Origin of the sequence: Isoptericola aurantiacus (assembly GCF_044769875.1) — a bacterium.
In the GTDB taxonomy this organism is placed as follows: domain Bacteria; phylum Actinomycetota; class Actinomycetes; order Actinomycetales; family Cellulomonadaceae; genus Isoptericola; species Isoptericola aurantiacus.
In genome coordinates this window covers 246261-261846 of record NZ_JBJBAE010000001.1, presented here as the reverse complement: position 1 = coordinate 261846, position 15586 = coordinate 246261, and the positions used below count along the sequence as shown (strand labels likewise).

The 15586-nt window shown below is 73.8% G+C and carries 13 protein-coding genes; 11 read left to right on the top strand and 2 right to left on the bottom strand.

Going from position 1 to position 15586, the window contains the following annotated elements:
• Positions 1-9: 9 nt before the first annotated feature.
• The 4 genes from nuoL to ACIQLL_RS01165 are packed head-to-tail and all read left to right on the top strand — an operon-like array spanning position 10 to position 6442.
• Complete coding sequence (gene nuoL / locus ACIQLL_RS01180) at positions 10-1941, top strand: NADH-quinone oxidoreductase subunit L (RefSeq protein WP_402462088.1); 1932 nt, start codon at positions 10-12, stop codon at positions 1939-1941.
• A gap of 13 nt (positions 1942-1954) precedes the next feature.
• Positions 1955-3580 (top strand): NADH-quinone oxidoreductase subunit M, encoded by a 1626-nt coding sequence (locus ACIQLL_RS01175; protein WP_402464590.1) that lies wholly within the window; start codon positions 1955-1957, stop codon positions 3578-3580.
• Positions 3577-5346, top strand: a complete 1770-nt coding sequence (gene nuoN / locus ACIQLL_RS01170) for an NADH-quinone oxidoreductase subunit NuoN (protein WP_402462085.1) — start codon at positions 3577-3579, stop codon at positions 5344-5346. Before ACIQLL_RS01175 ends, nuoN begins: the two co-directional genes overlap by 4 nt.
• A gap of 52 nt (positions 5347-5398) precedes the next feature.
• Positions 5399-6442 (top strand): polyprenyl synthetase family protein, encoded by a 1044-nt coding sequence (locus ACIQLL_RS01165; RefSeq protein WP_402462082.1) that lies wholly within the window; start codon positions 5399-5401, stop codon positions 6440-6442.
• Between the two features lie 7 nt (positions 6443-6449).
• On the opposite strand, the gene ACIQLL_RS01160 is transcribed toward ACIQLL_RS01165, so the two are convergent.
• Positions 6450-6875, bottom strand: a complete 426-nt coding sequence (locus ACIQLL_RS01160; RefSeq protein WP_402462079.1) for a prepilin peptidase — start codon at positions 6873-6875, stop codon at positions 6450-6452.
• 459 nt (positions 6876-7334) lie between these two features.
• Here ACIQLL_RS01160 and ACIQLL_RS01155 point away from each other — a divergent pair, with 459 nt between their 5' ends.
• Positions 7335-8858: an OmpA family protein gene (locus ACIQLL_RS01155; RefSeq protein WP_402462077.1), complete on the top strand. Its 1524-nt coding sequence runs from the start codon at positions 7335-7337 to the stop codon at positions 8856-8858.
• Between the two features lie 70 nt (positions 8859-8928).
• Positions 8929-9474, top strand: coding sequence for a hypothetical protein (locus ACIQLL_RS01150; RefSeq protein WP_402462074.1), 546 nt, complete (start codon positions 8929-8931; stop codon positions 9472-9474).
• Between the two features lie 23 nt (positions 9475-9497).
• Here the strand turns inward: ACIQLL_RS01150 and ACIQLL_RS01145 are convergent, their stop codons facing one another.
• The gene (locus ACIQLL_RS01145; protein WP_402462072.1) at positions 9498-10340 is read right to left on the bottom strand and encodes a UbiA family prenyltransferase; all 843 of its coding nucleotides are present in this window, start codon (positions 10338-10340) and stop codon (positions 9498-9500) included.
• Positions 10341-10439: 99 nt separating this feature from the next.
• On the opposite strand from ACIQLL_RS01145, the gene ACIQLL_RS01140 reads away from it, so the two are divergent.
• The 5 genes from ACIQLL_RS01140 to ACIQLL_RS01120 all read left to right on the top strand — a co-directional run bounded on the left by ACIQLL_RS01140 (position 10440) and on the right by ACIQLL_RS01120 (position 15575).
• Positions 10440-11570 (top strand): type III polyketide synthase, encoded by a 1131-nt coding sequence (locus tag ACIQLL_RS01140; protein ID WP_402462070.1) that lies wholly within the window; start codon positions 10440-10442, stop codon positions 11568-11570.
• The gene (locus ACIQLL_RS01135; RefSeq protein ID WP_402462068.1) at positions 11567-12109 is read left to right on the top strand and encodes an isoprenylcysteine carboxyl methyltransferase family protein; all 543 of its coding nucleotides are present in this window, start codon (positions 11567-11569) and stop codon (positions 12107-12109) included. The genes ACIQLL_RS01140 and ACIQLL_RS01135 overlap by 4 nt, the downstream gene beginning before the upstream one ends.
• Entirely contained in the window at positions 12109-13149 is a 1041-nt protein-coding gene (locus tag ACIQLL_RS01130) for an NAD(P)/FAD-dependent oxidoreductase (protein WP_402462065.1), read from the top strand. Before ACIQLL_RS01135 ends, ACIQLL_RS01130 begins: the two co-directional genes overlap by 1 nt.
• A 240-nt stretch (positions 13150-13389) precedes the next feature.
• Complete coding sequence (locus ACIQLL_RS01125) at positions 13390-14793, top strand: FAD-dependent oxidoreductase (RefSeq protein WP_402462063.1); 1404 nt, start codon at positions 13390-13392, stop codon at positions 14791-14793.
• 173 nt (positions 14794-14966) lie between these two features.
• On the top strand, positions 14967-15575 hold the full coding sequence (locus ACIQLL_RS01120) for a hypothetical protein (protein ID WP_402462061.1): 609 nt from the start codon (positions 14967-14969) through the stop codon (positions 15573-15575).
• Positions 15576-15586 lie beyond the last annotated feature (11 nt).

Here is a 15586-nt window from a genome sequence, read left to right as displayed (position 1 = left end):
ACGACTTCGATGACGACGCAGACTCTCTCCCTCGTCCCGTGGCTGGTGGCCACGCCGTTGATCGGTGCCGCGCTGCTGCTCCTGGTCGGACGCCTCAGCGACCGGTGGGGACACTGGCTCGGGGTGCTCGCCTCGACGGCGACGTTCGTGATCGGCCTGGTGGTCCTGCTCGCGATGCTCGACGTGCCGGCCGAGGAACGCCTCGGCACGCAGACGGTCGGCACCTGGCTCGACGCCGGCGGGCTGACGGTCGACCTGGGGTTCCGGGTGGACCCCCTGTCGATGACCTTCGTCATGCTGATCACGTTCGTCGGGTCGCTGATCCACCTGTACTCGGTGGCCTACATGTCCCACGACCGCGACCGTCGCCGGTTCTTCGCCTACCTCAACCTGTTCGTCGCCGCGATGCTGCTGCTGGTCCTCGCGGACTCCTACCTGCTGCTGTTCGTCGGCTGGGAGGGCGTGGGTCTCGCCTCGTTCCTGCTCATCGGGTTCTGGGACCACCACCTGCCGAACGCCGTGGCCGGCAAGAAGGCGTTCGTGATGAACCGCGTCGGTGACATGGGGCTCATCGTGGCGATGATGATCATGGTCGCCACGTTCGGCACGCTCGACGTCGGCGACGTGCTCGGCGCGGCGGGGGACGCCGGCCAGGGCACGACGACGGCGATCGGCCTGATGCTGCTGCTGGCGGCGTGCGGCAAGTCGGCCCAGCTGCCGCTGCAGGCGTGGCTTGGGGACGCGATGGCCGGTCCGACGCCGGTCTCGGCCCTCATCCACGCCGCCACGATGGTCACGGCGGGCGTCTACCTGCTGGTGCGGTCGGGGCCGATCCTCGAGGTCGCTCCCGACGCCCAGCTCGTCGTCGCGATCGTCGGGACGCTCACGCTGCTGTTCGGGGCGATCGTGGGCTGCGCGAAGGACGACATCAAGAAGACGCTGGCCGCCTCCACGATGTCGCAGATCGGCTACATGATGCTGGCCGCCGGGCTGGGGCCGGTCGGGTACGCGTTCGCGATCTTCCACCTGCTCACCCACGGCTTCTTCAAGGCGGGGCTGTTCCTGGGGGCCGGGTCGGTCATGCACGGCATGGACGACGACGTGAACATGCGCCGCTTCGGGGGCCTGGCCCGGGTGCTGCCGATCACCGCGATCACGATGGGGCTGGGTTGGCTGGCGATCCTCGGCGTGCCGCCCTTCTCCGGCTTCTACTCCAAGGACAAGATCATCGAGTCGGCGTTCGTGGGCTCGGGGTGGCAGCCCTGGGTGTTCGGCACGGCGGCGCTGGTCGGTGCGGGTGTCACCGCCTACTACATGTCGCGGCTGTTCGCGATGACGTTCATGGGCCGGCGCCGGTGGACCAGCGAGGCCGGACGCGCCACGGACGACCTGGTCGAGCGGCACCCGCACGAGTCGCCGTGGCTGATGACCCTGCCCATGATCGTCCTGGCGATCGGCTCGGCAGGGCTCGGGTTCGTGCTCAACGCCGGGGACCGCTTCGTGACGTGGCTCGAGCCGGTCACGGGCCACGCCGAGCACCACGAGCCGGTGCTGCCGATCTGGCTGATCATGACGCTCACGCTGACGCTCGTGGTCGTCGGCGCGGCACTGGCCCTGTGGCAGTTCGCCACCCGCAGCGTGCCGACGACGCCGCCGCCGGCACCGGCCGTGGTCCGGGCGGCCCGGGTGGACCTGCACCAGGACGACGTCAACGAGACGCTCGTCATGCTGCCCGGCGCCATGCTGACCCGGTCGCTGGTGTTCGCCGACCGCACGGCGGTGGACGCCGGGTGGCTGGGCCTGGCGGGAGGCATCGGCCGGCTCGGCGGTGTCCTGCGGGGCCTGCAGTCGGGGTACGTGCGGCAGTACGCGGCGATGACGCTCGGTGGTCTCGGCGTCGTCGTGCTGGTGATCTGGCTCGTGTCGGGCACGGCGAGCTGAGGGCGTGGAAGGGATGACGATGTCGACATTTCCCTGGCTGACGGCACTGGTGGTCTGGCCGCTGGTCGCGGCGCTGGCCACGGTGCTGACGGGCGTCGGGCGGGGTCGCCCGGCCTCGGGCCCGGCCAGCGGCGGCGGGGCGTTCCGCGCCGGCTCCGCGCGCACGGTGGCCCTGGTGGGTGCGCTGGTCGAGGTGGTCCTGCTGGTGGGGACGTTCCTCGCCTTCGACACCGGGGCCGCGGGTACGCACCAGCTCACCGAGACGTACTCCTGGATCCCGGCCCTCGGCGCGAGCTACGCGCTCGGGGTCGACGGCGTGGCGCTGCTGCTGGTCGGGCTCAGCGTCGGGCTGGTGCCGCTGGTGATCCTCGCCGCCTGGCACGAGCAGGGCGGCGACCACGTCCGGCTGCGCCGCTACCTGGCGACCGTGCTGGTGCTGCTCAGCTTCATGGTGCTGGTCTTCACGGCGCGCGACGTCTTCCTGTTCTACGTCGTCTTCGAGGCGATGCTGATCCCGGCCTACTTCCTGATCGGCGGGTTCGGCCAGGGTGGGCAGCGACGGTACGCCGCGGTGAAGTTCCTCATCTTCTCCCTGGCCGGCGGGCTCGTGATGCTGGCGGCGGTGATCGCGCTGTACCTGCAGGTCCCGGTCGACGCCGCGACGGGCCTGCGGCCGCAGGACGCGTTCCTCACGGAGAATCTCACGGCGAATCTCGCCGCCACGCCCCTCGACCCGACGGCCGAACGACTGATGTTCAGCGCCTTCTTCCTCGCGTTCGCGATCAAGGCGCCGATGTTCCCGGTGCACACCTGGTTGCCGGACGTCACGCAGAACGCGACGCCGGGCACCTCGACGCTGCTCATCTGCGTCCTGGACAAGGTCGGCACCTTCGGGATGCTGACGCTGTGCCTGCCGCTCTTCCCGGACGCGAGCCGCTGGGCGGCGCCGTTCGTCGTGGTGCTGGCCGTGATCTCGATCCTGTACGGGGCGATCCTGGCCATCGGGCAGACCGACGTGCTGCGGCTGATCGGCTACACCTCGGTGTCGCACTTCGGGTTCATCATCCTGGGCATCTTCACCTTCACCTCGCTGGGCGTCTCGGGGTCGAGCCTGATGATGCTCAACCACGGGATCTCGACCGGGGCGCTGTTCCTGATCGCCGGGTTCGCGATCGCGCGCCACCCCCGGCGCAGCCAGCAGATCGCCGACTACGGCGGCATGCGCAAGGTCGCGCCGGTGCTCGGCGGCACCTTCCTCGTGGCGGGTCTGTCCGCCCTGGCGCTGCCGGGCCTGGCGACGTTCGTCTCGGAGATCATGGTGTTCCTGGGGTCGTTCGGCCGCTGGCCGGCCGCGGCGGTCGTCGCGGTACCGGCCGTCGTGCTCGCCGCCGTCTACGTGCTGCTGACCTATCAGCGCATGTTCACGGGCGACGTGCGGGCGGAGATCGCCACCGCCACGGACCTCGGTGCGCGGGAGAAGGTGGTCGCCGGCGTGCTGGTGGCCGCGCTGGTGGTGCTCGGGCTGGTGCCGGGGCCTGCGCTGGACTACGTGCGCGAGCCGGGGAAGGTCTCCGTCGAGCTCGTCGGAGCCACCGACCCGGAACCCGTGCTCGGAGCTGAGGAGGGGAGCGAGCAGTGAACGAGTTCGTCGCACCGGAGATCGACTGGGGCATCCTGAGCCCGGTCCTGGTCGTGCTCGCGGCGGGTGCCCTCGGCGTGCTGGTCGAGGCGTTCGTCCCCGAGCGCGCCCGCCGCACCACCCAGCTCGTCCTCACGCTGGGCGCCCTGGTCGGTTCCCTGGTCGCGGTAGCGCTGCTGTGGGACACCGTGACCACCGACGGGTTCGCCTTCGTCGTCGACGGCACCTTCCTGCTCACCCCGTTCACGCTGGGCATCCAGGCCGTGGTGGCGCTGCTCGCCCTGCTGGGGGTGCTGGTCGTCGCCGACCGCACGCGCACCGGCCAGGACGCGTTCGCGCCCACCGCGGCGGCGGTGCCCGGCACGGCGTACGAGGACGCCGCCCGCGAGGCGGGGCTGCAGCAGACCGAGATCTACCCGCTGATGCTCTTCGCCACGGGCGGGATGCTGCTGTTCCCGGCCACCGACAACCTCATCGTGCTGTTCATCGCTCTCGAGGTGCTGTCCCTGCCGCTGTACGTGCTGTGCGCGACGGCCCGCCGCCGTCGGCTGCTCAGCCAGGAGGCGGCCTTCAAGTACTTCCTGCTCGGCTCGTTCGCCAGCGCGCTGATGCTCTTCGGCATCGCGCTGATCTACGGGTTCTCCGCGTCGGTGAGCCTGGAGTCGGTCGTGTACGTGCTCCAGCACCCCGACAGCACCGTCCTGCAGGACATGCCCGCCCTGGTGGTCGCGGGCGTGCTGCTGGTCACCGTGGGGCTGCTGTTCAAGATCGGCGCCGCCCCGCTCCACACCTGGACCCCGGACGTCTACCAGGGCGCCCCCACCCCGATCACGGGGTTCATGGCGGCCTGCGTCAAGGCAGCCGCCGTCGGTGCGCTGATCCGCGTCGTCTTCACGCTCGCGGCGGGACTCGACGAGCCGCTGCGCCGGGACCTCGAGGCGGGGTTGTGGGCCGTCGCGATCCTCACGATGCTCATCGGGACCGTCGCCGGTGCCGTGCAGACCGACGTCAAGCGGATGCTGGCCTACTCCTCGATCGCGCACGCCGGGTTCCTGGTGGTGGCGTTCGTCGGGTTCTCCGAGGTGGGCGCCGGCGCGTCCCTCTTCTACGTCCTGGCGTACGGTCTCGCCACGCTCGGCGCGTTCGCGATCGTGACGCTGGTGCGTGAGCAGGACGCCGACGGCGTCGTCCTCGGCGAGGCCACGCACCTGTCGCAGTGGGCCGGGCTGGGCCGGCGCTCGCCCTGGCTCGCCGCCGCGTTCTCGCTGTTCCTGCTGTCGATGGCGGGCATCCCGCTGACGGCGGGGTTCATCGCCAAGTTCGGCGCGTTCTCCGCGGCGGTCGACGCCGGGGCGTGGCCGCTGGCCGTGCTGGGCGTGCTGGCCTCGGCCGTGGCGGTCTTCTTCTACGTGCGGCTCATCGTGCTCATGGTGCTCACGCCCGTCGCCGAGGGGGCCGCGGACGCCGACGGCTCCGCGGGTGCGGGCCAGGACGTGGCGGCGACCGGGGACGGCAGCGGGTCCGCCGCCTCCGCACCCACCGACGTACCGACCGACGTGCCGACCGACGCCCCCGCACCGGCCGGGACCACCACCGTGACGCAGCGGGTCCTCACGCGGGCCTCCGTCGTCGTGGTGTCCTCCCGGGGACCGGCGACGGTGGCGATCGTGGTCTGCGCCGTCGGCGTGCTGCTGCTCGGCATCGTCCCCGGTCCGGCACTGGACTGGGTCGGCCAGGCCGCCGTGTTCCGTCCCGTCGCGCCGTGACGCCCCGCTGCTCGGTTCGCTGCTGTGCGGGCCGGGCAGATAGGTTCGGACCGTGACCCGTGCAACCGACGCCTCGGCCGGAGCGACCGCGCCCCAGCCGACCGCCATCCCGTTGAACGACCCGGAGCTGGCGGACCGGCTCGCGGGCCGGATGGCTCAGGTCGACGCGACCCTGGACGAGGCCGTCGCCTCCACCGACGCCCTCGCCCACGACGCCGGCCGGCATCTCGTGGCGGCGGGTGGTAAGCGGTTCCGACCCCTGCTGACCCTGCTCGCCGGGGAGCTCGGCGACGGTGCGGACCCACGGCTCGTCGACGCCGCCGTCGTCGTCGAGCTGACGCAGGTCGCCTCGCTCTACCACGACGACGTGATGGACTCCGCGCCCGTGCGGCGGGGGGCGCCGTCGGCCCACACGGTGTGGGGCAACACGGTCGCGATCCTGGTGGGGGACCTGCTCTTCGCCCGGGCCTCCGCGCTCGTCGCCGGCCTCGGCCCGGAGGCCGTCGTGCTGCAGTCGCGCACGTTCGAGCGGATGTGCCTCGGCCAGCTGCACGAGACCATCGGACCGCGCGAGGGCGAGGACGCCGTCGAGCACTACCTGCAGGTGCTGTCCGACAAGACGGCCTCGCTCCTGGCGACGTCGGCCCGCCTCGGGGCGATGTTCGGCGGATGCCCGCCGGCGCTGGTCGACGCCGTGACCGCGTACGGCGAGAAGGTCGGCGTGGCGTTCCAGCTCGCCGACGACGTCCTGGACGTCGCCTCCAGCTCGTCGGAGTCCGGCAAGACGCCCGGCACCGACCTGCGCGAGCACGTGCCCACGATGCCGGTGCTGCTGCTGCGCCGGCGGGTCGCGCGGGGCGAGGCCGCGCCGTCGGACGTCGAGCTCCTGGCCCGCCTGGACGGCGATCTCTCCGACGACGCCGCGCTGGCCGCCGTCGTGGCGGACCTGCGCGACCACCCGGTGCTCGCGCAGACGCGTGAGCTCGCCGGCCGGTGGGCGCGCGAGGCCGCCGCCGAGCTGGAGCCGCTGCCCGAGGGGTCGGTGCGGACGGCGTTCGCCGACCTGGCCTCCGCTCTCGCCGACCGGGCTGTCTGAGGAGCGTTCAGCCCAGCAGCCGGGCCGTCGTCAGCGCCAGCGCGGTGCCGGCGAGCATGAAGGGGCCGAAGGCGATGGCGGTCGTGCGCGTGGCACGGCGTGCGGCGAGCAGCCCGAGTGCCACGACCCCGCCGAGCAGGAACGGCAGCATCGCCGTGGCCCACAGCACCGGCCAGCCGAACCAGGCGGAGAGCATCCCCAGTAGCACGGAGAGCTTGACGTCACCGAACCCCAGGCCGGACGGGTTGACCAGGTGCAGGAGCAGGTAGGCGGCCCCCAGGACGAGGGCGCCGAGCAGGGATCGTGAGACGGCGTCCCAGGTGCCGCCCGTGGCGCCCGCCGCGAGCAGGAGGAGGCCGACGACGGCGGTCGTCGGGTAGGTGAGGGCGTTCGGCAGGCGGTGCGTGCGCACGTCGATGACGAACAGGGGCACGGCGCCGAGCGTCGCCACCAGCAGGGCAGCTGTGGACCACCCCGGCCCGCTGACCCACCACGCCCAGGGGAGGGCGAGAAGGGCCCCGACGGCGGTCGCGCGACGATGCGGAGCGATCTCGTCGCGAAGGCGCGGCAACCACCGCACACGCGTGCTGCGGCCTGCCATGCGCTGCTCCCACCGTTCCGTCCACCGCCGCCAGGAACGTTCTCACCCCTCGGGGACGGTGGAGAGCGGGTGTTCTCATCGTGGGACGGGAAACGTGGCCGGACCTGGTCGCCGCGGGCTCCGGACCAGGCATCCGGCGTCGGCGGCGAACGGGTGAGCGCCCGTGACTGGACACCGGCCGTCGACCTGGTCGACAATCCGCCCGTGGGATGGTTCGGACGAGTGACGGTCATGGTCAGGGACCGTCGTCCCCGTCCCGGACGGTGGCCGTCGGCGGTCATGCTGGTGTGCGTGGTCGGCCTGACGGGGGCGTGCGACGACTCCCGGACGGAGACCGCCGGCCCGGCACCCGCCGTCACGGATTCGAGCCCCAGCACTCCTGCTCCCGACCTGTCGACCCCTGCTGAGACGCTCGACCTCGTCGCAGCTGGTGGCGAGCTGGAGGCGGCGGTCCACCCTCTGGTCCGCTCGGGCGACCACGTGGTCCTGACGATGGACCTGACCACCGACGCCGAGGACCTCCTCATCGGCGACCTGTTCCGGGGAGAGGTGGCGGACCAGCCCGTCGAGGGTGGGGGCGTCCGCCTGACCGACCTGGCGTCGAAGCAGGTCTACCTCCTGGGTCTGGACGCCCAGGGCGACCCGGTGGGCGCGGGCGAGAGTCTGCTCAGCCTGGGCAGCGACGGGCTCCGGGTGCAGCGCGTCTATGCCGCTCCCTCGCCCTCGGTGACGTCGATGGGCGTGCTGCTGCCCGGCGGCTACCTGGACGAGGTCCCCGTGGTGGACGGCGAGGTGCCCGCACCGACCCTCCCCACGGCCGAGGAGCCGGAGGACGGGCCGCTCGAGGTCACGGACGCCACCGACGTGGCGGAGGCGCCGGTCCTCCCGCTGGAGTCGTTCACCGCTGAGCTGGACGGGGCGGTCACGGTGCTGGAGTCCACCGAGGAGGTCACGGTCAACCTGGGCGGCGACGTCCTGTTCGACTCGTCGTCGGCCACGCTGCGTCCGGACGCCCAGCAGGCGATCGACGCTGCGGCCCGGCGGATCCAGGGCCGTGCTCCGGGCACCGTGTCGGTGGTCGGGCACACCGACGACGTCGGTGACGCCGCGTCCAACCAGAAGCTGTCGCAGCGTCGCGCCGACGCCGTCACCGAGGCCCTCGGCGACCGTCTCGACACGGCGGACCATCCGCTGGAGGCCTCCGGCGAGGGGGAGAGCGAACCGTTGGTCGCCAACACGTCGGACGCGAACCGGCAGCTGAACCGGCGGGTCGAGCTGACGCTCGTCTCCGAGGTGACCACCAGCACGGAGGTGTCGGACCAGGGTAAGCTCCCCCCGTTCGAGGACGGCCCGGTCGGGACCGGCGCGGAGGGCGTCGTGATCGAGAGCGGTGTCCGCACCTGGCGGTTCACCGCGCCGGAGGCCCGGCGGGTGGACGGGTCGCTGGTCCTCGACCTGCAGGTGACGGCGGAGGACGACGAGGTCGACTCGGGGTTCGGCCCGGGCAACCTCGCCGGCTACTGGTCGTACCGCGGGGACGACGTCACGGTCCCGAGGAACATGCTGGGCCTGACCGTCCTGTCCGGCTCCTCGGCCGTCTACCCGTACGACTACCGGGTCCGCGAGGACGCGGGGACCGAGGTCTGGAACCCCCTGGGCGAGCTCGACACGCTGCGCCGGGTCGACGGCGGCGAGACGGTCACCTTCACCGCGGTGTACCCCGGCGTCGGGGACGCCGAGACGATCACCGTCCAGCTCAACCACAACCTCGGCGCGGAGCCGTTCCGCCTGACCGACATCCCTGTGGTCGGATGACGGGCGCCGTCGTCGTGGCTCCGGATGCCGAGGACGGTGCCCACCGGGTGCCCGAGGCGGTGTCGGTGCCGTGAGCGGACCCCACACCCGGGAGAACCGCCGGGCGTCGGTCCGTCTCTTCTCCCGGATCGCTCTCGTCGCCGCACCGCTGATCGTGCTCGTCGGCGTGCTCGTGTGGGCGGGCGTGGGCCCGTGGTCGGCGCAGGCCGAGGCTGGGCGTCCGTTCGAGCCGTCCGACCAGGTCGCCGCCGGCGAAGCGTTGCAGGTGTTCGGCCTGGACGAGTCCCAGGTGCTCTGGGCCGCTCCCGGCAGCGTGGACGTGGGGTCGATGACCTGCGTGTCCGACGACGCGTCGATCGACGTCGACGGAGCGCCGGACGCCGCCGGCTCCGCGGTCCGCGAGGCCCCGGACGGAGGGACCTGGACCCGGGTGGCCGCCCTCGACCCGATGCTCGGCACGGTGACGTGCGAGGGGCCGGGGGTCGAGTCGATCGGGGTCGCGGACGCCGACGGTGCCTCCTCGGGCGCGGGCGGCGGGGTGTTCTTCGTCGTCTTCGGTGCCGTGCTCCTCGGCCTCGGGCTGGTCGCGCGGCGGCTCACCCGGGGTGACGGCTGAGGGACCACGTCCTCCGCGCGGCCTCACACCGCGACGGCGCCCGCGGCCAGCGCCACCTCGACGACGCACAGCGCGGCGACCGCCATGCTGAGCCCGAAGGGTGCTCTGCTGCGCGGACGGAGCACGCCCACGACGCCGGCCGCCGCCGCCAGCAGGCAGGCGGCCCCGGTGAGGACCGACGCCGCGACGGTCGGTGCCCCCGGTGGCCCCGCCAGGGTGACCACGCACCCGGAGGCCAGCAGGAGCGGCGCGACGACGCTGCCCGCACGGCGGCCGAGCCGGTGCGGCATGCCCCGCACGCCGGTGGCGTCGTCGTCCTCGAGGTCGGGCAGGACGTTGGCCACGTGGGCGCCGACGCCGAGCAGCGCCGCGGCGGCCACGGCCCACCCGGCGACGACCCGCCCGTCGCCGCCGCCGGCGACGACGAACGCGGGCAGCAGCCCGAACGTCACCGCGTAGGGCACCCAGGACCACACCGTCGACTTCAGCCCCAGGTTGTAGGCCCAGCCGCTCGCGACCGCCACCAGGTGCAGGGCCCCGGCGACCCACCCGGCCGCGAAGGACAGGACCGCACACCCCACCACGGCCAGCAGGGCGGCCGTCCGGAGCTGCTCGGGGGCGACGACGCCGCGCACGGCCGGCTTGTCCGTCCGGCCGACGCGGCGGTCGCGGTCCGCGTCCAGCCAGTCGTTGCTCCATCCGATGGAGAGCTGACCGGCCCCGACCGCGGCCGTCACCAGCAGCGCGCGCCCGACGGACGGCAGCACCGCGAACGCCAGCACGCCGGCGAACAGCGTCACCACCGCGGCCGGCGCGGGATGGGTCGACGCCAGCATCCCGCGCACCTGGGTCCCGAGTCCGGCCATGACGCGAACGTAGTGCCCGGCGTCGCCCGGGGCCCGTGCAGCAGGCACGCTCGGGGCCTTGCCGCGCGTCGTCGGCTCCCCGGTGCCACGATGCGAGACATGTCGCGTGTGCTGGCCGTCGCCCCCGTCCTGCCGACCGACGCCTACCCGCAGCACGAGATCTCCGAGGTCATCGTGCCGATGCTCACCACGTCCGGGCCCCGCCGCCTGCTGGCGCACCGGCTGCAGGCTGCCGCGGGGGTCCGGCGGCGGCACCTCGTGCTGCCGATCGAGGCGTACGCGGACCCGATCTCCTTCGGCGCCGCCAACGGCCACTTCCTGGACCGCGGGGCGGACCTGGCCGAGCAGGCGTCCCGCCGGGCGCTCGCGGACGCCGGGATCGAGGCGTCCGACGTCGACCTGCTGCTCTTCACGTCCGTCACCGGTATCGGGGCGCCGTCGATCGACGCGGCGCTCGTGTCCCGGCTGGGGCTGCGCGAGGACGTGCGGCGCATGCCCTCGTTCGGCCTGGGCTGCGCGGGCGGCGCCGCCGGGCTGGCCCACGCGCACGAGTACCTCGCCGGCCATCCGGGCCGGCACGCCCTGCTCGTCTCGGTCGAGCTCTGCTCCCTGACGTTCCAGCGCGACGACGCATCGGTGGCCAACCTCGTCGCCTCCGGGCTGTTCGGCGACGGGGCGAGCGCCGTCGTCGTGGGCGGTGACGGTGTCGCCGCGCCGCGCGCCGCCGCGCTCGCCGCGCCGCGCGCCGCCGCGCTCGCCGCGCCGCGCGCCGCCGCGCTCGCCCCGCCCCGGCCCCGCGTGGTCGGCACCCGCAGCCGCCTCTACCCCGGCACGGCCACCGACCTCGGCTGGCACGTGCGCGACACCGGCTTCGCGATCATGCTCTCGCCCGAGGTGCCCGCGCTGCTGCGCGCGCACCTGGCCGGGGACGTCAAGGACCTGCTCGCCGCGCACGACCTGACGGTCGGGGACGTCGGCACCTGGGTGGTGCACGCCGGCGGTCCGAAGATCGTCGACGCCGTCCGCGACGCCCTCGACCTGCCCGAGGCCGCCGTCGCCCGCACCCGGGACGTGCTCGCCGACGAGGGCAACCTGTCGTCGTCGTCCGTGCTCCACGTGCTGGCCGCGACGCTGGACGCCGGGCGCCCGGCGCCGGGGGAGTGGGCGGTCCTCATGGCGTTCGGTCCTGGCGTGGCGACCGAGCTGGTGCTGCTGCGGGGTGAGGAATGAGCGTCGCCCTCTACGCCGCCCTCGTGCTGGCGACAGGACTCGAGCGGCTGGCGGAGCTGATCGTCTCGGCGCGTCACGCGCGCTGGTCGTTCGACCGCGGCGGCATCGAGTCCGGCCGCGGGCACTTCGGTCCGATGGTGGTCCTGCACACGGGGCTGCTGGTGGCCTGCGTGGTCGAGGTGGTGGCCCTGGACCGCCCGTTCCTGCCGTGGCTCGGCTGGCCGATGCTCGCCCTGGTCGTCGCGAGCCAGGCGCTGCGCTGGTGGTGCATCGCCACGCTCGGGCCGCGGTGGAACACGCGGGTCATCGTGGTGCCGGGCCTGCCGCTGGTGCGCCGGGGGCCCTACCGGTGGATCCCGCACCCCAACTACGTCGCCGTCGTGGTCGAGGGGTTCGCCCTGCCGCTGGTGCACTCGGCGTGGATCACCGCGGTCGCGTTCACGGTCCTCGACGCGTGGCTGCTGCTCGGGTTCCGCATCCCGGCCGAGGAGCGCGCGCTCCGGCTCGCGACGGCGCCCCCGGGCCCCGGTCCGCGCTGATGGCCGACGTCGGCGTGCTGGTCGTCGGTGGCGGCCCGGTCGGCCTCGCGGCCGCGATCGAGGCACGGCGGGCCGGGCACGACGTCGTCGTCCTCGAACCGCGCACGCCGCCGGTCGACAAGGCCTGCGGCGAGGGCCTCATGCCGGGCACGCTGGCCGCCGTCCGGCGCCTCGGCGTCGACCCGCCCGGGTGGGACCTGGCCGGCATCTCCTACCGCCAGGACGGGCGCGTGGCCGACCACCGGTTCGCCGACGGCCCCGGGCGCGGGGTGCGGCGCACCGCCCTGCATGCCGCCCTGCACGCCGCGGCGCTCGAGGCGGGCGTCACGGTGCTGGCCCGGCGGGCGGGCGCCGTCGTGCAGGACGACGACGGCGTGACCGCCGGCGGCGTGCGGGCCGCCTGGTTGCTGGGGTGCGACGGCCTGCACTCCCGGGTCCGCCGGGAGCTCGGGCTCGAGGCACCCGCCCGTCCTGCCGGCGGACGGCGTCCGGGGCGCCGGCGCCGGTTCGGGCTGCGGCGCCACTACCGCGTGGCTCCGTGGTCCGACCTGGTCGAGGTGCACTGGGGTCCGCGCGCCGAGGCGTACGTGACCCCGGTGGGTCCCGACCTGGTGGGTGTCGCGCTGCTCGGCCCGCCCGGGACGGACGTCGACGGCGAGCTCGCCACGATCCCCGAGCTCGCCGCACGTCTGGCCGGCGTGGCGCCGGACGGCCCCGTGCGCGGGGCCGGGCCGCTGCGCGTGCGCACGACGGCGCGGGCCCGTGGGCGGGTGCGGCTGGTGGGGGACGCCTCGGGGTACGTCGACGCGCTCACGGGTGAGGGCCTGCGGGTCGGGTTCGCCCAGGCACGGGCCGCCGTCGCGCACCTGGACGACGGCGGCACGTACGAGCGGGCGTGGCGGGCCCTGACGCGCGACGACCGGTGGCTGACGGCCGGGCTGGTGTCCGCCGCGACCTCGCCGGTGCGCCGGGCCGTCGTGCCGGCCGCCGCGCGGGCGCCGGGTCTGTACGGGGCCGTGGTGGAGCGGTTGGCGCGCTGACGCAGGCCGCGCCCGCGGCGGCCGTGCGCGGGGCGGGGTGCGGGGGGCGGGGTGCGGGCCGGTGTCACACCCCGAACGCCGGGCGACCGCATCGTGAGATCGCCTGTTCAGGTCCCGAGACGAATGTGGCATCCTGGAGTCGCCGAGGCCCCGGGAGTGAGGTAACCCTCACCTGCGACCGGGTGGAACCTCCTAGAATCGAACTCCACGCAAGCCCCGATCCGGAAGGCGTACCTCGCAGTGAGCAGCTCCCGACCTCTGCGCGTCGCGATCGTCGGCGCAGGACCCGCGGGCATCTACGCCGCGGACATCCTGTCCAAGACCGACCTCGACGTCAGCATCGACCTCTTCGAGCGTCTGCCCGCGCCCTTCGGCCTGGTGCGCTACGGCGTCGCCCCCGACCACCCGCGGATCAAGGGCATCGTCACCGCCCTGCACAAGGTCCTGAGCAAGGGTGACGTCCGGCTGCTGGCGAACGTCAACTACGGCGTGGACCTCAAGCTCGAGGACCTGCGCCAGTACTACGACGCCGTGGTCTTCTCCACGGGTGCCATCAAGGACGCCGAGCTGCCGATCCCGGGCATCGACCTGGACGGCTCCTACGGCGCCGCCGACTTCGTCTCCTGGTTCGACGGGCACCCCGACGTGCCGCGCACCTGGCCCCTGGAGGCTCAGCAGGTCGCCGTCCTCGGCGCCGGCAACGTCGCGCTCGACGTGGCGCGCATCCTGGCCAAGCACCCGCAGGACCTGCTGCCCACCGAGATCCCGGCCAACGTCCAGGCGGGGCTCGAGGCCTCCCCGGTCACGGACGTGCACGTGTTCGCCCGGCGCGGTCCCGCCCAGGTGAAGTTCTCCCCGCTGGAGCTGCGCGAGCTCGGGCACGTGCCCGACGTCGACGTCGTCGTCTACCCCGAGGACTTCGACTTCGACGAGGGCTCGATGGCTGCCATCGAGGCGACCAACCAGACCAAGCAGGTCGTCAAGACGCTCACGGACTGGACGCTGGTCGACCCGTCGCAGCAGACGGCGTCGCGCCGGATCCACCTGCACTTCCTGCAGGCCCCGTCCGAGGTGCTCGGCGCCGACGGCAAGGTCGTCGGTCTGCGTACCGAGCGCACCGCGCTGCAGGGCGACGGCACCGTGAAGGGCACCGGCGAGCTGCACGACTGGCCGGTCCAGGCCGTCTACCGCGCGGTCGGCTACTTCGGGTCCCCGCTGCCCGAGATCCCGTTCGACGACCTCAAGGGCGTCATCTCCAACCGTGAGGGCCGCGTCGTCGACCTCGACGGCGAGCACCTGCCGGGCGTCTACACCACCGGCTGGATCAAGCGTGGCCCGGTGGGCCTCATCGGTCACACCAAGTCCGACGCCTCGGAGACGGTCCGCCACCTCGTCGAGGACGTCACCGGGGCCCCGGGGGACGGCGACGAGCAGGGCGACCTCGACGGGGGCCGCACCGCACCGCACGGCGAGCCGCAGCAGATCCTGGACTTCCTGTCCGAGCGCGGCGTGGACGTCGTGACCTGGGACGAGTTCTCGCTGCTCGACGCGCACGAGCAGGCGCTGGGCGAGCCGCACGGCCGGCAGCGCATCAAGGTCGTGCCCCGCGAGGAGATGCTCGACATCGCCAAGGGCCGCCGCTGAGCGGAGCGCCGCACCGGACCTGCGGGCCGGGACGGGCCGTGACGGGCCGGGACAGGACGCGAGTCCTGTCCCGGCCCGTCGTCGCGCGGGAGCCTGTGGGCGGGGCGGGTCGGTGCCGCCGAGCGCTGCGGTAGGGTCCGGGACGGTCCCGCCGCCGACGGAGAGGTCGTCCTGTGAACGCACGGAGCAAGCGCACGCTGTACGTCGGGCTCCTGGTCGTGATCGGCCTCTGGTCGGCTCTGCGGCTCACCGTCGACCTGGCGTCGGGCCGATCGGAGGCTGCGACGCTCTGGGGCGCGCTGCTGGCCGTGCTGGCGATCGTCGCGCTGGCGCTGCTCGCCGCCACGCGACGCGTCGCCGGGTGCGCCGCGAACGCCGCCCGGTACCGCCCCGGGGCCGTGGTCGTGCCAGGGTTCACCACCGCGGAGATGCCCGACATCGCGCGTCACCAGGGTGCGTCGGGCCGTGGGTGGCTGCCGATGGGCGGCAGCCCGGTCGCCGTCGTGGTCATGCCCACCGAGCTGGAGGTCTGGGGCCGCAAGGACACCTCGCCGCGCTGGGTGGTGCAGCGCACGCCGGACGGCGTGACCACCAACGGGGCCGTCTACGGCAACCGGGAGGTCCCGGCCGTGTGGGCGCACGACGGGCTCGCCGCCGTCGTCCTGGTCCCCGCCTACCGGCCGTTGCGCGCCACGGCCGGCATGGTCGGCGAGGACGTGGACCGTGCGGCGGCGGAACTCTCGGGCACGGTCCGGCGTGGGCACCACACTGCCGGCGGATGACCCACCGGCGA